This is a genomic window from Bacteroides sp. MSK.20.12, from assembly GCF_019052435.1.
In the GTDB taxonomy this organism is placed as follows: domain Bacteria; phylum Bacteroidota; class Bacteroidia; order Bacteroidales; family Bacteroidaceae; genus Bacteroides; species Bacteroides xylanisolvens.
The window spans coordinates 39,452-60,777 of the sequence record NZ_JAHQVH010000002.1; the positions used below are offsets into that span (position 1 = coordinate 39,452).

14 protein-coding genes are annotated in these 21,326 nt (G+C 42.5%); 10 read left to right on the forward strand and 4 right to left on the reverse strand.

Going from position 1 to position 21,326, the window contains the following annotated elements; all coding sequences use genetic code 11:
• The 3 genes from KTR06_RS01385 to KTR06_RS01395 form a co-directional block, all read right to left on the reverse strand.
• Positions 1 to 3,150 (reverse strand): TonB-dependent receptor, encoded by a 3,150-nt coding sequence (locus tag KTR06_RS01385; protein WP_004309612.1) that lies wholly within the window; start codon positions 3,148 to 3,150, stop codon positions 1 to 3.
• 168 nt (positions 3,151 to 3,318) lie between these two features.
• Positions 3,319 to 4,506 carry a S9 family peptidase gene (locus KTR06_RS01390; protein ID WP_008776505.1) on the reverse strand — a complete coding sequence of 396 codons (1,188 nt, stop codon included), beginning with the start codon at positions 4,504 to 4,506 and terminating at the stop codon, positions 3,319 to 3,321.
• A 108-nt stretch (positions 4,507 to 4,614) separates the two neighbouring features.
• Positions 4,615 to 5,760, reverse strand: a complete 1,146-nt coding sequence (locus KTR06_RS01395) for a DNA-binding transcriptional regulator (protein ID WP_009039776.1) — start codon at positions 5,758 to 5,760, stop codon at positions 4,615 to 4,617.
• Between the two features lie 232 nt (positions 5,761 to 5,992).
• Here KTR06_RS01395 and KTR06_RS01400 point away from each other — a divergent pair, with 232 nt between their 5' ends.
• The 3 genes from KTR06_RS01400 to KTR06_RS01410 all read left to right on the forward strand — a co-directional run bounded on the left by KTR06_RS01400 (position 5,993) and on the right by KTR06_RS01410 (position 8,770).
• Complete coding sequence (locus tag KTR06_RS01400; RefSeq protein ID WP_004314067.1) at positions 5,993 to 6,499, forward strand: HU family DNA-binding protein; 507 nt, start codon at positions 5,993 to 5,995, stop codon at positions 6,497 to 6,499.
• A 103-nt stretch (positions 6,500 to 6,602) separates the two neighbouring features.
• A complete protein-coding gene (locus KTR06_RS01405) occupies positions 6,603 to 8,144 on the forward strand; it encodes a glycine--tRNA ligase (RefSeq protein ID WP_004299629.1) in 1,542 nt (513 codons plus the stop codon).
• A gap of 11 nt (positions 8,145 to 8,155) precedes the next feature.
• Positions 8,156 to 8,770, forward strand: a complete 615-nt coding sequence (locus KTR06_RS01410; protein ID WP_004299631.1) for an FKBP-type peptidyl-prolyl cis-trans isomerase — start codon at positions 8,156 to 8,158, stop codon at positions 8,768 to 8,770.
• A gap of 351 nt (positions 8,771 to 9,121) precedes the next feature.
• Here the strand turns inward: KTR06_RS01410 and KTR06_RS01415 are convergent, their stop codons facing one another.
• Positions 9,122 to 10,156, reverse strand: coding sequence for a LacI family DNA-binding transcriptional regulator (locus KTR06_RS01415; RefSeq protein WP_008776503.1), 1,035 nt, complete (start codon positions 10,154 to 10,156; stop codon positions 9,122 to 9,124).
• A gap of 179 nt (positions 10,157 to 10,335) precedes the next feature.
• Here KTR06_RS01415 and KTR06_RS01420 point away from each other — a divergent pair, with 179 nt between their 5' ends.
• The 7 genes from KTR06_RS01420 (at position 10,336) to KTR06_RS01450 (ending at position 21,316) form a co-directional block, all read left to right on the forward strand.
• On the forward strand, positions 10,336 to 11,268 hold the full coding sequence (locus tag KTR06_RS01420; RefSeq protein ID WP_055235202.1) for an aldo/keto reductase: 933 nt from the start codon (positions 10,336 to 10,338) through the stop codon (positions 11,266 to 11,268).
• A gap of 15 nt (positions 11,269 to 11,283) precedes the next feature.
• A complete protein-coding gene (locus KTR06_RS01425; protein WP_217289889.1) occupies positions 11,284 to 12,207 on the forward strand; it encodes an amidohydrolase in 924 nt (307 codons plus the stop codon).
• 38 nt (positions 12,208 to 12,245) lie between these two features.
• Positions 12,246 to 13,538 carry an L-fucose:H+ symporter permease gene (gene fucP / locus KTR06_RS01430; RefSeq protein ID WP_217289890.1) on the forward strand — a complete coding sequence of 431 codons (1,293 nt, stop codon included), beginning with the start codon at positions 12,246 to 12,248 and terminating at the stop codon, positions 13,536 to 13,538.
• Between the two features lie 25 nt (positions 13,539 to 13,563).
• Positions 13,564 to 14,580, forward strand: coding sequence for a zinc-binding alcohol dehydrogenase family protein (locus KTR06_RS01435; RefSeq protein ID WP_215667569.1), 1,017 nt, complete (start codon positions 13,564 to 13,566; stop codon positions 14,578 to 14,580).
• A gap of 295 nt (positions 14,581 to 14,875) precedes the next feature.
• Positions 14,876 to 16,474: a glycoside hydrolase 43 family protein gene (locus KTR06_RS01440; protein WP_151923481.1), complete on the forward strand. Its 1,599-nt coding sequence runs from the start codon at positions 14,876 to 14,878 to the stop codon at positions 16,472 to 16,474.
• A gap of 96 nt (positions 16,475 to 16,570) precedes the next feature.
• Positions 16,571 to 19,156 (forward strand): xylan 1,4-beta-xylosidase, encoded by a 2,586-nt coding sequence (gene xyl3A / locus KTR06_RS01445; RefSeq protein WP_217289891.1) that lies wholly within the window; start codon positions 16,571 to 16,573, stop codon positions 19,154 to 19,156.
• A gap of 432 nt (positions 19,157 to 19,588) precedes the next feature.
• The gene (locus tag KTR06_RS01450) at positions 19,589 to 21,316 is read left to right on the forward strand and encodes a glycoside hydrolase family 43 protein (protein WP_118407396.1); all 1,728 of its coding nucleotides are present in this window, start codon (positions 19,589 to 19,591) and stop codon (positions 21,314 to 21,316) included.
• The last annotated feature ends 10 nt before the right edge of the window (positions 21,317 to 21,326 follow it).

A 21,326-nucleotide genomic window follows, 5' to 3' on the forward strand; every position in this document is an offset into this window, starting at 1 on the left:
TTAGAATGTAATTTTAGCTCCAAGTGTATAAGTCCTTTGTTGCGGATAATATCCATTGTTTACAGCTGGAGATTCCGGGTCGATGTTGTACTTGGACACAGCGCTGAAAGTCAGAAGGTTGTATCCCTCAACATAGAGGCGAAGAGCTTCCACTCCCAATGGACTCAACCATTTTTTAGGGAAATTGTATCCTATTTGGGCTGTTTTTATTCTCAAATAGTTTCCGTTACGATACCAGAATGTGGAGGCCAGCCCGTTATTCAAACTTCTCGGATTGATTTCCAGACAAGGGAACTCTGCATTTGTATTTTCGGGTGTCCAGGAGTTTGCCACCAGATAGACTGGTGCATTGCCATTCTGATAGAATGGACGCGTGAAGGCCGTAGCGCTTTGGATTCCGGATGAACCGGTTGCCGTATATACTCCGGTTAATGCAACATCGCTGCCAAGCCCCCATGATGCCAAAATATCAAAATCGAATCCTTTCCAGTTACCAAATAAATTGAAAGAACCTGTGTGGGTCGGTCTTGAACTTTTACCTACATACCCCTGATCTTGATTGACGGTTATAATACCGTCTCCATTTCTATCCATATACTTGATATATCCGGGATAAGCCGGTCGGTCGGGCATGGTAGCGGAGTTGGCTATCTCTTCCTCACTCTGGAACAATCCCTGGGCAATGAATCCCATTTTCGAACCGATTTGCTTTCCGGTCAGTCGTCTGTATTCCGGTGTGTTTTCAGAGTCACCTGCATATTTGAGCCACCTTCCGTATGCGTATGACCAGATTAATTTGGCTCCATAACTGAAACTTCCAATTCTGTTCTGATGTGTAAAAGTGACATCAAAACCCTTATAATCTGCTTTGTTTACGTTTGCAGTTGAAAAATAATAGCCTCCCATGGAAGGAGTATGCGAACCGGTTACGGAAGATAATTTGTCATATTCATATTTATAAAAAGCATCCAGTTCCATTCCTAATAATCCATTCCATAAAGTTACATCTACTCCGATATTATAGTTGAGGCATTGCGCCCATGTCAAATTGGGATTTCCCAATACGGACGGATAGATAGCTGTTTGACTGGCTCCGCCTATTACTACAGAATTGGGGGATGTGCTCATCGTATTTCTCCATTGGAAAGGCTGGATGCCGCTGGTTGCAGTTTTTCCGATACCTGCTCTTAATTTCAGATTGTCTACCCAAGTAGCATGAAACCATTTTTCATTATTGATTCTCCAGGCAAGAGAGAGACCGGGCAGGGTGACCCAGCGTTTGTTCATACCACCAAACAGATAACTACCATCGTGGCGTAGTGAAGCCTCCAAATAATATTTGTCAGCGTAATTGTAGTTCAAACGACCTACAAAACCGGCTACACGTGTCTGGCTGCTGCTACCCGAAGGTATAGCAGGTTGCTCTTTCCCCTCTTTGGTGAATCCTGTGATTTGGTTCAACTCATCCAACTGAATGAAATCTAATCCGGTTCCCGTTACACCGAGATTGTTGCTATTACGTTCCCGTGTTTCGGCCAGCAATAATACTCCGATCGAGTGATCTCCAAATTTGTTATCATACGTGATACTGGTTTGCGTAGTGAACTCTTGGGCGCGTGATGCCGATTCGGATAATATAGGTGTATCTTTCAACACACTGTAGTCCTTATGGTAGGTGAGTGTGGTAGTGGCTGCATTAGGTAAATCCATAATCATGACTTCATTCGGCTTGGTCAACTGTTTAGTCATCCCATGAACTAAGTCGTACGCTCCCTGGAATTTTAAACTTAATCCTTTAAGCCAAGGTGTGTCGTATTTCAGACTGAAATTAGACTGCATATATGATTGGTTGGACCTGTTATATCCAGAATCGTATATGGATGCGATAGGAGCTACCGGAGAACCGGAAGTCGGGGTTGAAACATCGTATATTTTCCCATTATATTCATAAGTATCCTGTACATATGGCAAAGCGTAGCATACCTGTTGGGGAATATTCATCCAATCATCCGGATCGGCAGAAAATTTGGGAGCATCCCGTTTTTCTATACGCCCCGAAACACCTAATGACAGACTAAGTCCTTTAGCCAGCTGTGCGTCGATATTAGAACGAAGATTCATTCGACGGTATTTGAACTTATCTATATTTCCTTTTTCCTCCAGATAACCGATAGATGTGAAGAAACGAATCTTTTCACTTCCTCCGGATGCTGAAATATTATGATGTTGGCGAACACCGGTTCCATATACTTTATCGTACCAATTGGTATTTCCCCATCCGTCGACACCCTCGCGCATTTTGCGCACCATGTCGACAGTAAACACTTCCGTATCACCTTGTAGAAGACGGGCTTTATTGTACCAATAAGCATATCCCGGTCCATCGAGCCATTCTTGTTCTTCTGCATTCTGGCTGATACCCACAGTACCTGTATAGCTAATGGTGACTTTATCTGTTTGTCCCTTTTTGGTTGTGACAATGAATGCTCCATTTGCGTCCAGACCATAAACGGCTACGGCTGATGCATCCTTTAATACAGACACAGATTCTATTTCATTCGGATCGAGTCCGTTGAAGTCACTTGCGCTTCTTCTGATGCCGTCAATAACATAGATAATACCACTTTGCCCGCGTATGGACAAGGAGGCATTATCCGCACCGGGTTGTCCACTGGCTTGTACGGCGGAAATACCGGCAACACGTGCACCGATGATATTACTGATTCCCATGGTTGGGGCTTTAAGGATTTCTTTATCGGAGACAGTAGATATGGCGGCGGTCAGACTACCGCGCTTTTGAGTTCCATAGCCTACCACTACGATTTCATCCAGCGAGGAAACATCTTCTTTAAGAGTGATATTGATATTCGTCTTATTACCTACTTTGACTTCCTGGCTGACCATTCCGATATAGGAGAATACCAATACGTCATTCTTATGGGCATTAATGCTATATTTGCCGTCAACATTTGTAATGGTACCGACATTCGTTGCACCCTTGACAGCTACAGATACGCCAGGTAATGGTTCATCATTACCATCTTTCACAAACCCTTTTATTACTTCTTGTGCAAGACAATCGAGAGTGCACATTAAAAGAGTAATAAACAACGAGGTTACTAACCTTGGATTCCATCTAATTTTCTTCATTGCATGATAAGTTTTTAAATATTAGATCGTCGATTTGAAATTTTAATTTCTAACAATAGTCTCTTTAGACCGGTTAACTAGTTAATGATACAAAAGTATTCTGTTTCAAAGATATGTGCGGTGGCAAAAACGAAAAACTATCTTCAAAAAACGAAGAATAATGCATCGTTAATCTTCTTTTGGCGTTTTTCTTTTTAAGAACCATTCGAAGAACTTATATATAGTTTCGTTTGATTCGGGAGTAGGATCATGTTTGGGCCTGTTCGTCATTGCCACTCGATGATGATAACCCAAAAGTCGGTTGACTGCAACAGAGTGATTTAATGGAATCCATCTGTCTACATTATCAGAATAACCTCCTGATACGAGAAATGGGCGAGGAGCCAATAAAGAATGGAGTTCATGTAAATCATGCCCCTCTTTACATAGTCTGGCATAGACACTTGTTGAAGAGTTATTGCCGTTGTTGCTCCAGATTTTTTTCCAGGGTGGAGGATAATACCCCAAGTACCAAGGTTCCCAATAATTGATATAATTATCTTTGGTTTCATCAAAGACGATACCCGGATCACTCCAGGCGGTGCAGGCAAACTTTTCATATAAACAAGAAGCAAACATAGCCCATTTAGCACCGTAAGAGTGTCCCATGATACCAATTCGGGTAGAGTCGACACTTTCGACTCTGGCTAATACTTCCCATGCATTGGCTGCCGCATAAGCAAGTACTGAAAGAGGTTGCATAGTGGAGTTGTTAATAGTCGGGTAATAGAGAGAGTAAGTCTTATCTTTGGTGGTCTGTCTAGTTCCTAATGAGAGAGTAACGAATCCTCTTTTGGTTAATTGGTAGGCGAAATCTCTATTAGCTTTTCCTCCCCATCCGATAGCTGTTTCCGGTTCGTAGAATACTGTGATAACGGCAGGATGTTTTCCTTTCTTATTTGGTTCCAGTAAATAGCCGTAAGTCTGTTCCAGAGGAGTCCAATAAAAACGCACTAAATGTTGTTTGAAATCTTCGCGTTCTGTGGTTTTTATAATCTCCAGTTTTTGATTGGTGATGATAGCCGGCCAATGACCGATCAGGTTTAACCATTTGTCTTTTATTTCTTTTCTTCGTTTTAGCCAGTCGTCTGCGTTTTTGACTGTATCTCCATTGTAAAATAAAAGAGGGTTGCGGTAAGTTCCAAATTTCTCCTGATACAGTGGTGGTGGGGTAAAGTAGGCGGATAGCTTCTCCCAGTTTCTTTTTGTTTGGTTAATCTCTAATCTTTTGCACCCCATTATTGAGGTGATCCCCAAATAAATAATAATAGGATAGATAATCGTTCTTGTTTTTCCTCTTATGGTATGTCTTTGCATAGTATTAATATCTAAAATGTATTTCGAAAAGTATGAAAACAAAGGTAGGTCATTCTCATGAATGATCTTAATGTCAAAACGAAAAACAGTCTTCAGAAAGCGTTTATTTTATCTTTGTCTAGTCTTTTTCTGCCGGTATTCAATAGGTGAACATCCTTTGAATTTTTTGAAAATCCGGGCAATGTTATTATAGTCTGTAAAGCCTACTTCCATTGCTAAATCGGCCAATGGACGGTCGGTTGTGAGCAGTAGATCTGCAAGATGATTACACCGGCAATTCAGAATATATTGGTATATAGAGGTATTCAGTGCGTTTTTGAATTTCACTTCGAAGTTTCTGCGGGATAGCGGAATGTTTGCAAGCAGAGACTCTATGGTCAAATCGGAACTGTAATGAGACTCTATATACTTCACTACTTCCAGAATATAAGGGTCTTTGATATTGTGTTTCTCCGTAGATTGCCGTAATTCGATGCGGATAGGATTGATAACAATATTGAAAGTACCTTCGTGTTCCTTTTTTATTTGTTGATGAATAAGTCTGCCGATAGAATATCCGCCTCTTTCTACTTCGAGCTCTATGGATGAAATGGGAGGGTCGGAAATATTACACATCAGTTCGTCATTGTCCACGCCTAATAAAGCAATTTCTTCCGGAATAGGAATATTCGTCATTTTGCAAGTTTCAGAAATGAATAGGGCGTGCGCATCATCACAGCAAAATAGGGCGACTGGCTTGGGGAGTTGCTGCAACCACTGGCTCGCCTCCATTCTTATCTCGTCTTCCTGCTTATCCGATTCGAAACTGAAAAATTCGCCTCCGATACGTTTCACTTCCTGCCGATACCCTTCGCAGCGTTCGTCAGACCAAACCACCCCTTTAACGCCGAAATAAGCAAAGTTTCGAAACATCCGTTTGGCAAAAAACTGGGCTGCCATTCTTCCCGTACCTTTATAATCACCTGTCAGATTAGAGTAAGTGACGCTCCGGTGATGATAGTTTTGTAGTACTACCGGAATATTCAGCTCCTTCTGCAAATCGATCGTATCGTTGTTCCACTGACCGATAATGGCGTCGGCTTTCCATTCTTTCGCCCATCTTAAAATACCTTGTTCTCCATACATTGCGCTATAATAAGAAGGTAGTCGGTAAAAGAGCCAGGGGCCGTTTTCTTTGGAGTATTGGACAAGTCCCCGTAGCAGTTTCCTGTCAAATTCGCTTGAATAGTCTATCAATAGAAGAATCTTAATCATAGTTCTATGTTTTTCTTTAGTATAATGTAGGGATGCACAAATATAGAAGAATTCTTTTGTTCTCTCGCAATAAAGACTTAATTTTGTTGCAGCCAACACTTATCTGACACCCGGGTCTCATGAGCACTGACACCCGGGTGTTGGTATGCTTGACACCCGGGTCTCAATGGTGTTGACACCCGGGTGTCAAATAGAACGCGAGTATAAACGAAAAAAGAAAGGAGTATAAACGATGGCAGTGCCTTATGTAGTGAGAAAAAAAGCCGATTTAACATCGGGAGAAAGAAAAGAATTATGGTATGGTGTACCCAAAAAACTGATAGATCCGATTCGGAATAGAGAATTTGCCGAGTACATGGAAAAACGGAGTGGATTTCATCGCGGGCAGATAGATGGTATATTGACGGAAATGGTTGATGCTATCCGTAGTCTGTTGTCTATCGGACAGCCGGTTACTATCGAAGGACTTGGCACATTCCATACGTCACTGACCAGTCCGGGATTTGAACGCCCCGAACAGGTAACCCCGGGAAAGGTGTCCGTTTCACGTGTCTATTTCGTGGCTTGTCCTGAATTTAGCCGGGAAGTGAAAAAAATGAAATGCATGCGTATTCCTTTTAATCTGTATATGCCCGAAGAGATGCTGACCAAAGAAATGAAGAAAGCGGACCGGGAGCAGGAGCGGGAAGAATATGACCGTATGGTGGCACCGGAAATCGAGGAAGAAGTTCAGGAATAAGATAAATTAATACCCTCCCTGTCTTATTTATGAGATAAATCCCTATCTTTGTGGCACTTTTTACGAAAAAAGCAAATTCAAATTAATAGATATAGAAAAGAAAATGGCACAAGAAGACGTTTTTAAGAAGCTTGTATCGCATTGCAAAGAGTATGGTTTCGTATTCCCTTCGAGCGATATCTACGACGGACTAGGCGCTGTGTATGACTACGGTCAGATGGGCGTTGAATTGAAAAATAACATCAAGAAATACTGGTGGGACAGCATGGTGCTGTTGCACGAGAACATTGTCGGTATCGACTCTGCCATCTTTATGCATCCTACTATCTGGAAGGCTTCCGGACACGTAGACGCATTCAATGACCCTTTGATTGACAATAAAGACTCTAAGAAACGTTATCGTGCTGACGTGTTGATCGAAGATCAGCTGGCTAAGTATGACGATAAAATCAATAAAGAAGTAGCGAAAGCTGCCAAGAGATTCGGCGAATCTTTTGATGAGGCTCAATTCCGTTCTACCAACGGACGTGTATTGGAGCATCAGGCAAAACGTGACGCACTTCACACTCGCTTTGCTAAGGCTCTGAACGACGGTAATCTGGAAGAATTGCGTCAGATCATTATTGATGAAGAAATCGTATGCCCGATCTCCGGTACAAAGAACTGGACAGAAGTTCGTCAGTTTAATCTGATGTTCTCTACTGAAATGGGTTCTACTTCCGAAGGAGCCATGAAGATTTATCTTCGTCCGGAAACTGCACAAGGTATTTTTGTAAACTACCTCAATGTACAGAAGACGGGTCGTATGAAAGTTCCTTTCGGTATCGCACAGATTGGTAAGGCTTTCCGTAACGAGATCGTTGCCCGTCAGTTCATCTTCCGTATGCGTGAGTTCGAACAGATGGAAATGCAGTTCTTTGTAAAACCGGGAACTGAACTTGACTGGTTCAAGAAATGGAAAGAAATCCGTCTGAAATGGCATAAAGCTCTTGGATTTGGCGATGCAAGCTATCGTTATCACGATCACGATAAACTGGCTCACTACGCGAATGCCGCTACTGATATCGAATTCCTGATGCCGTTCGGATTCAAAGAAGTGGAAGGTATCCACTCTCGTACTAACTTCGACTTGTCTCAACATGAGAAGTTCTCCGGCAAGAGCATCAAATATTTCGATCCGGAACTGAACGAGTCTTATACTCCGTACGTAATCGAAACTTCTATCGGCGTTGACCGTATGTTCCTTAGTATCATGAGCGCATCTTATTGCGAAGAGCAATTGGAGAATGGTGAAAGCCGTGTGGTTCTGAAATTGCCTGCTGCTTTGGCTCCGGTGAAACTGGCAGTTATGCCGTTGGTAAAGAAAGACGGCCTGCCTGAAAAAGCCCGTGAGGTTATTGACAGCCTGAAGTTCCACTTCCATTGCCAATATGACGAAAAGGATAGTATCGGTAAGCGTTATCGCCGTCAGGATGCTATTGGTACTCCGTACTGTGTAACAGTCGATCATCAGACATTAGAAGATAACTGTGTGACATTGCGTAATCGCGATACCATGCAACAAGAGCGTGTAGCTATCTCTGAACTGAATAATATCATCGCAGACAGAGTAAGCATCACTTCTCTATTGAAAACATTACAATAAACCTTTGACGAATGAGTAAAAAGATCTATTTATTCTCCTTAGTATTGCTGGCTCTTGCATTCACTGCTTGCAGTGAAACGGAAGAGACGGGCAAATATGATAACTGGCAGGCACGTAATGAAGCTTTTATAGATTCAATAGCCAATGCTCATGCAAATACCGCTACACGTGGTCAGTTGGATTCTATTCATATGATTGCATATCCTGGAGTTCCTATCTATTTTAAAAAGAAAACTCCTGTGGGAGATGGGGTGATTCAAAATATTATCCCGCGGGCAACAGATGAGGTTACTGTATATTATAAAGGTTCTTATATCATTTGGGGTAATACTGGTGGTTATGTTGATAAACAAGATAACTTTATAGGGGAAGCGTTTGATGGCTCTTTTACTGAAGCGAATCCTAGCATTGATTTTTCAAGAACTGCGAACTTAACAATTAATGGGCTTGTGACTGGTTTGTCAGAGGTATTGCAACGAAGAAAAATTGGTGAACGTTTGGAAGTGTATGTTCCATGGAAATATGGTTATGGTAGTAGTGATTATACTCCAAAAGGTTCTTCGATTACTATTTTAGGTTATTCAACTTTAGTATTTGATATTCAAATGTTAAAGTGCGAAAAATAATCACTTATTATCATTTGGAATTTATTAAAATAAAGTTCCCTTATTCTAATCCTATTTCATCTATGGCAAAGGATAGAATAAGGGAGCTTATTATTAATATAGCATTGGTTTAGATATGATTTTTATTCTATGAATTATTTCTAAAACTGAAGTATTTCATATATTGTATTTCTACCAGGAGTAATACCATGGAAATTCTTATCTGCAGGTAAGTCATATCCTATAGGATTGTTCCATTTATCCCATACAATAGCTTGATTTGCATTCTTTTCATTTTCATCATCAATCCATAATCCTCATTGTCATGATGTCGTTTGACTACTCCTTATGTTTTGTTCCTTCTTGCTTATATTACAGAAGATTACATTTTTGATTTTTTATACTACTCTCCCTAATCTGCAAATGTGTTGGAATCGTCACCTGCTTGATAGTCTTATCTCCTTTTATCTGATCGATAAGTAGTTGGCAGGCAGTTTCTCCCATTTTATAGGTCTGATGTGATACTGCTGATAATTTCGGTTCCACATAATTAGCATGCTGCTCGTCTGTATACCCGATGATTGCCACATCATTCGGAATCCGGAGGCCGTGATTTTTGATAACTTCCATTGCTGCGAAAGCCAATGTGTCATTCATGGCAAGAATAGCATCCGGAGGCTGTGGAAGTGACAGTAAAGTTTCTGTGGCAATCTTGCCTTCCTCATAATCAATCTTCCGGCAGACTACCAGCTCTTTTTCGATCGGAATACGATTCTCACGTAAGGCTTCCAGATAACCATGTTTTCTTCTCTTTACAATATCCAGATGATTAGCTCCTCCGATAAAAGCTACCCGCTCGCTTCCATTATCCAGGAGATGTTGTGTAGCCATCTGTGCGGATTGTGCCCCGTCTGCTATCACCGATGAAAATTGGTCGGTCAGGCAAACACGGTCGAACAGGATAAGTGGCATATTAATGTCTTTCAAGGCGGAGATGTGGGAGAAATCGGTTGTTTCTTGAGACAGACAGGCGATGATGCCTTCCACACGCATATTGACCAGATTCTCAATATTTCTTTTTTCGTGCTCGTAAGACTCATGTGAAGTCGTGATAATCACGAAATATCCGTTGGCAATAGCCATATTCTCTATTCCATTCAGAATTGATGCAAAGAAATGAGTGACAATATCCGGAACGATCACTCCGATGATACGTGGTGCATTTTTCCGCAGGCTCATGGCAAAAGGATTGGGACGGTAGTTCATCTCTTTAGCCAGTGCCTTTGCTTTAGCACAAAGTTCACGGCTGATTTCCGGACTATCTTTTAGTGCCCTGGATACAGTAGGAATCGACACCCCCAATGCTTGGGCGAGATCTTTTAATGAAGTATGTTTCCGGTTTTCCATTTGAAAGTCTGCAACTTAGATTCTTTTTACAAAGAAAGCACATTCCCGGAAAATTAAAAGCATCTGAAGCAATATTTTTTACGTAAACCGTTACGTTGGTTTTTCGACCGCTCTCTGCTGCACTGAAACTATTACTGACCTATTTTTGTCGCATACAAAATGATTTAAAACCTAAAAGTATGCAATACCATGAAATCGGAAAGACAGGGATGAAAGTATCATCTCTTAGTTTTGGAGCTTCTTCTTTAGGAGGAGTTTTCCATGATTTGAAAGAAAAAGAAGGCATTCAGGCTGTGTTTACCGCTGTTGAGGCAGGAATGAACTTTATCGATGTGTCTCCTTATTACGGACATTATAAAGCGGAAACTGTTTTAGGAAAGGCGCTTAAAGATCTTCCTCGCGACCGTTATTACCTTTCTACCAAAGTGGGACGTTATGGAAAAGATGGAGTAAATCTGTGGGATTACTCTGCAAAACGTGCGACGGAAAGTGTGTATGAGAGCATGGAACGTCTGAATATAGATTTTATCGATCTGATAAATGTACACGATGTGGAGTTTGCCGATTTGAACCTGGTAGTTAATGAAACTCTGCCTGCTTTGGTTGAGTTGCGTGAAAAAGGAGTGGTAGGACACGTTGGAATTACCGACTTGCAACTCGAAAACTTGAAATGGGTAATCGACCATTCACCAAGCGGTACGATTGAATCTGTGCTTAGCTTCTGCCATTATTGCTTGTGTGATGATAAATTAGCAGACTTCCTGGACTACTTCGAATCCAAAGAAATCGGCGTGATTAATGCTTCTCCCCTTTCAATGGGACTGTTGAGTGAACGTGGTGTTCCTGCCTGGCATCCGGCTCCCAAACCCTTGGTAGAGGCTTGCCGTAAAGCAATGGAACATTGCAAAGCTAAGAATTATCCGATTGAGAAGCTGGCTATGCAGTTCTCCGTCAGCAATCCCCGTATCGCAACGACTTTATTTAGTACAACTAATCCGGAGAATGTGAAAAAGAACATCGCTTTCATCGAAGAACCTATTGACTGGGAACTCGTTCGGGAAGTGCAGGAGATTATCGGAGAGCAGAAACGTGTAAGTTGGGCAAACTCATAAAACAGCGTCATTCGTATGGACTATACAATTATTGATGCGCATGCCCATCTGTGGTTACGACAGGATACTGTTGTGGACGGATTGCCTATCCGGACGTTGGAAAATGGCCGTTCGGAATTTATGGGAGAAATCCGGCAAATGGTTCCGCCCTTTATGGTAGACGGTGTGAATAGCGCGGAAGTTTTTCTTTCGAATATGGACTATGCGCAAGTGGCTGCGGCTGTCATTACCCAAGAGTTTATTGACGGTATTCAGAATGATTATTTGTCGGAAGTCGTTTCCCATTATCCCAACCGTTTCTTTGTTTGCGGAATGTGTGAGTTTCGTAAACCTGGATTTTTGGAGCAGGCGAAAGAGCTTATAGCCAAAGGTTTTAAGGCTATAAAAATCCCTGCCCAGCGCTTGTTGTTAAAAGAGGGACGTGTAATGCTGAATAATGAGGAAATGATGCAGATGTTTCATTCTATGGAAGAACGGAATGTCATGCTCTCCATCGATTTGGCTGACGGAGCAACACAGGTTTTTGAAATGGAAGAGATTATTCAGGAATGTCCCCGCCTAAAAATAGCTGTCGGACACTTCGGAATGGTGACACGTCCGGACTGGAAAGAACAAATCCGCCTGGCACGTCATCCCAATGTGATGATTGAATCCGGCGGAATCACCTGGCTTTTCAATGATGAATTTTATCCTTTCAAAGGAGCAGTGAAAGCCATTCGGGAAGCGGCGGATTTAGTTGGCATGGAGAAACTGATGTGGGGATCGGACTATCCGCGCACCATTACAGCAATCACCTACAAGATGTCATACGATTTTGTGGTGAAGTCTTCCGAGTTGACGGAAGAGGACAAAAGACTCTTTTTGGGAGAAAATGCCCGGAACTTCTATGGATTCACGGATCTCCCCGTACTTCCTTACATCAAGAACATGTCCGAATGATAGAGAAAACATCCTTATCGTAAAACTAGATTTATACCATGAAAAAGAATACATATACAATACCTTTAGCGTTAGTTTTCTGCCTTTTCTTTCTGTGGGCGATAAGCAGCAATCTGCTTCCCACAATGATCCGGCAATTGATGAAGACATGTGAACTGAATACCTTTGAAGCCTCCTTTACCGAGACTGCCTACTGGTTGGCTTATTTTATTTTCCCCATCCCCATAGCGATGTTTATGAAACGTTACAACTATAAGGCGGGAATTATTTTCGGACTGGTATTAGCAGCAATCGGAGGCCTGCTTTTCTTTCCTGCCGCCATTTTAAAAGAATATTGGGCTTACCTCTGTATCTTCTTTATTATCGCTACGGGAATGTGCTTTCTGGAGACGGCTGCCAATCCGTATGTGACGGTTTTAGGAGCCCCCGAAACAGCTCCCCGCCGATTGAATCTGGCGCAGTCTTTCAATGGACTCGGAGCTTTTATCGCTGCCATGTTTTTGAGTAAGCTCATCCTTAGCGGAACTCATTACACGCGAGAGACCCTTCCTGTAGATTATCCGGGAGGCTGGCAGGCCTATATCCAATTGGAAACGGATGCCATGAAACTTCCTTATCTGATATTGGCTATACTGTTGATTGCCATAGCTGTTGTCTTCGTCTTTTCAAAATTGCCGAAGATTGGGGACGAAGGAGAAACGGCTTCTTCCGATAAAACGACTTCTTCGGGTAAAACGAAAGAGGGCAGCCAGAAAGAAAAACTGATAGACTTCGGTGTATTGAAGCACTCACACTTGCGGTGGGGAGTGATTGCGCAATTCTTCTATAACGGCGGACAGACGGCGATAAACAGTCTGTTTCTGGTTTACTGTTGCACTTATGCCGGATTGCCGGAAGATACGGCGACTACCTTCTTCGGATTGTATATGCTCGCATTTCTTTTGGGGCGTTGGATCGGTACCGGATTGATGGTGAAATTCCGTCCACAGGATATGCTACTGGTTTACGCCTTGATGAATATTCTTTTGTGCGGGGCAGTGATGATATGGGGAGGTATGATCGGGTTATACGCAATGTTGGCTATCTCTTTCTTTATGTCTATAATGTATCCCACACAGTTCTCATTGGCGCTAAAAGGACTGGGGAATCAGACAAAGAGCGGTTCGGCATTTCTGGTAATGGCTATTGTCGGCAATGCCTGCCTGCCACAGTTGACGGCTTATTTCATGCATGCCAATGAGCATATCTATTATATGGCCTATTGTGTACCGATGATTTGTTTTGTCTTCTGTGCATATTACGGCTGGAAAGGTTATAAAGTAATCGATTAATAAATTTATTTATCAAACATATCCAATGAAAGCAGTTCAAATTGTCAATCCCTCCGAAATGAAGGTGGTTGAACTGGAAAAACCGACCGTTGGTGTCGGTGAAGTATTAGTAAGAATCAAGTATGTGGGTTTCTGTGGCTCCGACCTGAATACCTTTTTAGGACGTAACCCAATGGTGAAGTTACCGGTAATCCCGGGACATGAGGTAGGAGCGGTGATTGAGGAGGTTGGTCCGAATGTTCCGGCCGGCTTTGAAAAAGGGATGAACGTGACATTGAATCCATATACCAATTGTGGTAAATGTGCTTCCTGTCGTAATGGTCGTGTCAATGCCTGTGAGCATAATGAAACGTTAGGGGTACAGCGCAATGGAGTGATGTGCGAATATGCAGTTTTACCTTGGACGAAGATTATTCCGGCTGGTAATATCTCTCCTCGCGATTGTGCGTTGATTGAGCCGATGAGTGTCGGATTCCATGCGGTATCTCGTGCGCAGGTAATCGATAATGAGTTTGTGATGGTTATTGGCTGCGGTATGATTGGTATCGGTGCCATTGTACGTGCTGCTTTGAGAGGAGCAACGGTCATTGCTGTCGACTTGGATGACGAGAAACTGGAACTGGCGAAAAAGGTAGGTGCTTCTTATGTGATTAACTCCAAGACAGAAAATGTACACGAACGGATGCAACAGATAACAGAGGGCTTCGGTGCCGATGTGGTGATTGAAGCTGTCGGCAGTCCGGTCACTTATGTGATGGCGGTGGATGAAGTCGGTTTTACAGGACGGGTCGTTTGCATCGGTTATGCCAAAAGCGAAGTAGCTTTCCAAACGAAATATTTCGTTCAGAAAGAACTGGATATCCGTGGTTCCAGAAATGCGTTACCTGCCGATTTCCGTGCGGTTATTAATTATATGAAAGAAGGCAACTGTCCGGTGGAAGAACTGATTTCGAAGATTGCCAAACCGGAAGGAGCTTTGGAAGCTATGCAGGAATGGACGGCTAATCCGGGAAAGGTGTTCCGTATACTGGTTGAGTTCTGATAAGTTCTTGTAATAAGAATAGTTGTTGATACCTGTTGTTCGGGTATGTAATAAGTGAGAGGAGGCTGAATACAGTCTCCTCTCTTTGGGAGATAGGGTGATGTAACATGAGTAAATATAGATGTAACATTCTTCATTCGATATGTAGCATCACAAAGAAATCATGTAGCATACTTTGGGCAATATATCTGTTTGCATTTTCTATTTTTGTGATGTGGAAGATAACAAGGAATATTTTAAATAATTAGCTTTCAAATAATAGATAATGTAGCCAGTTAATAAAAAAACGATGATTATGCTGAAAACAAAAATCAACACTATTTTACTGTGTACTCTTTTTACATGGTTCTTCCCGCTATCAGCCGGAGCACAATACCGTAATCCTATTCTTTATGCTGACGTGCCCGATATGTCAGTATGTCGCGCAGGCGATTACTTTTACATGGTTTCCACTACTATGCACCTGATGCCGGGGGCGCCAATCATGCGTTCGCCGGACATGAAACATTGGGAAACTATCAGCTACGTATTTCCTCGCATTGACGATGGTCCCCGTTATGATCTGCTCGAAGGCACTGCTTACGGGCAAGGACAATGGGCATCATCTATCCGCTATCATGACGGAAAATTCTATGTATGGTTTACAGCCAATGGCGCGCCCGGACGTGGGTTTGTTTATACTGCGACAGATCCGGCCGGTCCCTGGAAACTTCTTTCGCGTCCCCCGCATTTTCATGACGGTTCGCTTCTGTTTGATGATGACGGGCGGGTGTATCTCTTTCACAGTACGGGACATCTTACGGAGTTGAAACCCGATTTGACTGATGTACTTCCCGGTGGCATCAATCAGCAAATATTTGAGCGGGATGCTGACGAACAAGGTCTGTTGGAAGGTAGTTCCGTCATTAAGCATAATGGAAAATATTATTTGCTGATGATTTCTATGGATTGGAGTATTCCCGGCCGTCTGCGTCGTGAAGTATGCTATCGTGCCGATAAGATTACCGGACCTTACGAAAAACGTGTCATTCTTGAAACGGAGTTTGACGGGCATGGCGGTGTTGGTCAGGGATGCATCGTAGACGGGAAAAACGGTGAATGGTACGGACTGATTTTTCAGGATCGTGGTGGCGTAGGGCGTGTGCCGTGTCTTATGCCTTGTACATGGACGGAAGATGGTTGGCCTATGCTGGGAGACAAGGATGGGCACATTCCGAATGATACCACTTTATCGTATATGTCAATGGATGGTATCTGCGGTTCGGATGATTTTTCCGCTTCCGGGCTTTCCCTCTATTGGCAGTGGAATCATAACCCCGTCGATCAGGCATGGAGCCTTACCGACCGTCCCGGATTTTTGCGTTTGAAAACCTCCCGTGTGGTAGATAACCTGTTTGTTGCTCCCAATACGTTGACTCAACGTATGGTAGGACCGAAATGCATGGGCACTGTCAGTCTCTCTCTGGGGGGGATGAAAGATGGTGACCGTGCAGGATTATCGGCTTTTAATGGTGACAGCGGTGTGCTTACGGTTGAAAAGAACGGAAATAAACTGTCTCTTGTGATGAGTGAACAGAAAAGCGTGTTTGAGAAAACGAAGCGTGCCATTAGCCGTGTGGATATGACCGAACAAGCCCGTATACCTCTAAACAAAGAGCTTGTCTATTTGCGTGTGGAAGGTGACTTTACCAATGGACGGGATGAGGCTCGTTTTTCTTATAGTCTTGATGGGAAAACATGGCTGCCTGTCGGTCTGCCTATTAAGATGAAGTTTGACTACACCCGTATGTTCATGGGCAGTAAGTTTGCCATATTTAATTATGCTACACGTTCTGTAGGCGGTTATGTAGATGTGGACTCTTTTGATTATTCGTTCTGTGATGCGTCAATGTAACACACAAATATGTATTTGTAACCAATGAAACATTGTTTTATTGGAAAATAGGCTATTTTTGTTTCCAAATTAATCATAACTAATAAGTATAATATTATGAAAAGAGGTTGGATACCGATTATGGGTGTTTGTTTGGTGTTATCGTTTTCGGCATGTAAGCAATTGCTGCCTTACCAGGACACTTCTTTAACGGTGGAACAACGGGCGGAGGATTTGTTGCCCCGGTTGACTTTGGAAGAAAAAGTATCATTAATGCAAAATGCATCACCTGCTATCCCTCGACTGGGAATTAAAGAATATGAGTGGTGGAATGAAGCGTTGCACGGTGTGGGACGTGCCGGATTGGCTACTGTTTTTCCCCAGTCTATCGGTATGGGAGCTTCTTTTAATGATTCATTATTATATGAAGTGTTCAATGCCACTTCCGATGAGGCTCGTGTAAAATCGCGTATTTTCGGTGAAAGCGGCGTGCTGAAACGCTATCAGGGATTAACATTCTGGACACCGAATGTCAATATATTCCGTGACCCTCGTTGGGGACGCGGTCAGGAAACATACGGTGAAGACCCTTATCTGACAGGACAAATGGGAATGGCTGTAGTCCGTGGTTTGCAAGGACCGGAAGATGCCAGGTATGATAAGCTGCACGCATGTGCCAAGCACTTTGCCGTTCATTCAGGACCGGAGTGGAACCGGCATAGTTTTGATGCGGAGAATATAGATCCCCGGGATTTATGGGAAACCTATCTGCCTGCTTTTAAAGATTTGGTACAGAAAGCGCATGTAAAGGAAGTGATGTGTGCCTACAATCGTTTTGAGGGAGAGCCTTGTTGTGGCAGCAATCGCCTGTTGATGCAAATATTGCGGGATGAATGGGGATACAAAGGCATTGTAGTCTCTGACTGTGGAGCGATCTCCGATTTCTATAGACCGGGAACGCATGGGACTCATCCGGATAAGGAACACGCTTCGGCCGCTGCTGTGCGGACAGGTACAGACCTTGAATGTGGAAGTGAATATGCTTCACTGGCGGATGCTGTAAAAGCCGGTTTGATTGACGAAAAAGAAATAGATATTTCATTGAAACGTTTGTTGACAGCACGTTTTGAACTGGGAGAAATGGACGAACAACCGGCTTGGTCGGAAATTCCGGCCTCTGTGTTGAATAGTAAGGAACATCAGGCATTGGCTTTGCGTATGGCTCGTGAATCATTGGTGCTCTTGCAGAATAAAAACAACATCCTGCCTCTGAATACTAATCTGAAAGTAGCCGTTATGGGACCTAATGCCAATGACTCCGTGATGCAGTGGGGAAATTATAACGGTATTCCGGCACATACGGTTACCTTATTGGAAGCTGTCCGTGCCAAACTACCGGAAGGACAAATCATATACGAACCGGGTTGTGACCGTGTGGACGGAAAGACACTCCAAAGCCTGTTTGATGAATGTAGTATAAATGGTAAACCCGGTTTCTTGGCAGAATATTGGAATAATCGTGATCGTGAAGGGGAAGTGGTTGCTACCGATCAGATTTCCACTCCGTTCCATTTTGCGACAACAGGGGCTACTACATTTGCGCCCGGTGTGGAAATAACTAATTTCTCGGCTCGTTATGAATCTGTCTTTCGTCCTTCGCAGTCGGGTGATGTTGCTTTCCGTTTTCAATTGGATGGTGAAGTGACTCTTATTATAAATGGTGAGCAAGTGGCTCGGAAAATATATGTTAAGAATCCGACGAACCTCTATACGTTACAGGCGAAAGCTGGAAAAGAGTATCATATCGAGATTTTATTCAAACAACGGAATGAAAGGGCTACACTTGATTTTGATTTGGGCAAAGAGGTCGGGATCGACTTGAACCTCGCAGTGAAGAGAGTAATGGATGCTGATGTGATTCTTTTTGCTGGTGGAATTTCTCCAAGTCTGGAAGGTGAGGAAATGCCGGTAGAAGTTCCCGGATTTAAGGGTGGTGACCGTACGGATATTGAACTTCCGGACGTTCAACGTGATTTGTTGAAAGCTTTGAAGAAGGCTGGTAAAAAGGTTGTCTTTATCAATTATTCCGGTTCAGCTATCGGACTAGTGCCCGAAACGACTACTTGTGAAGCGATTCTGCAGGCATGGTATCCGGGACAGGCGGGTGGTACAGCTATCGTTGATGCTCTTTGGGGAGAGTATAATCCCGGTGGACGCCTGCCGGTCACTTTCTATAAGGATGTGAATCAATTGCCGGACTTTGAAGACTATTCCATGAAGGGACGTACCTATCGATATATGCAACAGCAACCACTTTTCCCATTCGGTCATGGGTTGAGTTATACTGACTTTACTTATGGAGAAGCTAAATTGAGCAAGAATACAATCGCTAAAGGTGAAAATGTAGTATTGACTATTCCGGTAAGCAATGTCGGGCAACGTGATGGAGAAGAGGTGGTTCAGGTTTATTTGGGACGTCCGGGTGATAAGGAAGGTCCCCGTTATACCTTGCGTGCCTTCAAACGCGTTCATATTCCGGCAGGGAAAACTGAATCAGTAGCTATTCCTCTTACCGGTGAGAACTTTGAATGGTTTGATGCAGAGTCGAATACGATGCGTCCGTTGGAAGGTACTTATGAATTACTGTATGGAGGAACTTCTGATAGAAATAAGTTGAAAACGATTGTAATGAACGTACAGTAATACCGCTTTGGAATTTTGTTTATTTTTACAGATAGACAATCCGGATTTATTTATTGAATGAATAAAGAAAGAACGACCTTGTTCCTTTAAAAGGAACGGGTCGTTTCTTTTAAACCAAGCCCCCGTTTCTTTTAAACCAACGGGGGCTTTCTTTTAAAGGAAAATGAATATTTGCTAATGCTTGATATTCAGTCTTTTACATGATGGGGGATAAAAGTGTTGAAATAATAGGTAATGTAGTCATTTATCTTACCATTTTTCTGTTTTGGGGCTTTTTGTTACATCAGAAAAGAATCATGTTACATGTCTGTGATAAATGTAACCTGTATATAGATGCCTGTATCATGATTGTACATATATGATAAAACCGAATCGATACATTTGCAAACACTACTATGGAACAGGAAATTATAGAAAATAAAAAGTGATAATATGAGAACATTAAAATTGATTTTGTCGGGCTGGCAATCCGTGGGGCTTGTCGTATTTATTATGTTGTTTTTTAATATGGAGGTGAGTGGCAAGGGTAAAATAACGAAAAATGCTCCTGTCTTTACGCAATTTATTTATCAGGGGGAGGATGCTATTTATCAAAACAATCCTTTAAAGCCGGGTGAGTTCTATAATCCTATTTTGCAGGGTTGCTATCCCGATCCGAGTATAACGCGGAAAGGGAATGATTATTATTTAGTGTGCTCATCTTTTGCTATGTTTCCCGGGGTACCTATTTTCCATTCTAATGATCTGGTCAACTGGAAACAAATCGGCCATGTGCTGGACAGAACGTCACAATTAAAGGTTGAAGATTGTGGTATTAGTGCTGGTGTATATGCTCCTGCTATAAGATATAATCCCAATAATGATACGTTTTATATGATAACCACTCAATTTTCCGGTGGCTTTGGAAATATGGTGGTAAAGACAAAGAATCCGGAGAATGGCTGGAGTGATCCGATCAAACTTCAATTTGAAGGCATTGATCCTTCTCTTTTCTTTGATGATAATGGCAAGGCATACGTGGTACATAATGATGCTCCTGCTAAAGCAAACGAGCGTTACTCGGGACACCGTGTTATAAAAATATGGGATTATGATGTGGAGAATGATAAAGTGGTTCCGGGAACGGACCGGATCATCGTAAACGGTGGCGTCAATATAGAAGAAAAGCCGATATGGATTGAAGCTCCTCATATCTATAAGAAAGATGGACGTTATTATTTAATGTGTGCGGAAGGAGGAACCGGAGGCTGGCATAGCGAAGTCATTTTTGTAAGTGATCATCCGAAAGGACCTTATCTTCCGTCAAATAATAATCCTATTTTAACTCAACGTTATTTTCCTGCAAATCGGGCGGATAAAGTAGACTGGGCTGGTCATGCAGACTTAGTGGAGGGACCCGACGGAAAATATTATGGTGTATTTTTAGGAATACGCCCCAATGAGAAGAACAGAGTGAATACCGGACGCGAAACTTTTATTCTTCCGGTGGACTGGAGCGGAACATTTCCTGTTTTCGAGAATGGGCTTATCCCTATGAAACCTACATTGAAGATGCCTTCGGGAGTAGAGAACCAAACAGGAAAAAACGGTTATTTGCCTAGTGGCAACTTTGTCTTTAAGGATGATTTCTCCGATAAGACATTAGATTTTAGATGGATCGGTCTTAGAGGTCCTCGTGAAGAATTCGTTGAGATGACCGATAAAGGGTTGCGGATCATCCCTTTTACCTCAAATATCAATGAAGTGAAACCTACTTCTACTTTGTTCTACCGTCAACAGCATAATCAATTTACCGCGGCAGCAACCATGGAGTACAAACCAAAAAATGAGAAAGATTTTGCCGGTATAACATGTTATCAAAATGAAAGATATCACTATGTTTTCGGTATCACTAAAAAGGGAAAAGACTATTACCTGATACTGCAAAGAACCGAAAAAGGACAAGCGAGTGTCCTGGGTGAGGTGAAGATAGAAACAGAGAAACCTGTGACACTGCAAGTAACAGCCAATGGAGATGATTATCGTTTTAATTATTCGATTGATGGCAAGGGTTTCCTAAATTTAGGAGGAACCGTTTCCGGCGATATTCTTTCTACTAATGAGGCTGGTGGCTTTACAGGAGCAATGATTGGACTGTATGCAACATCTGTTGGTTATTAATTAGAAACCT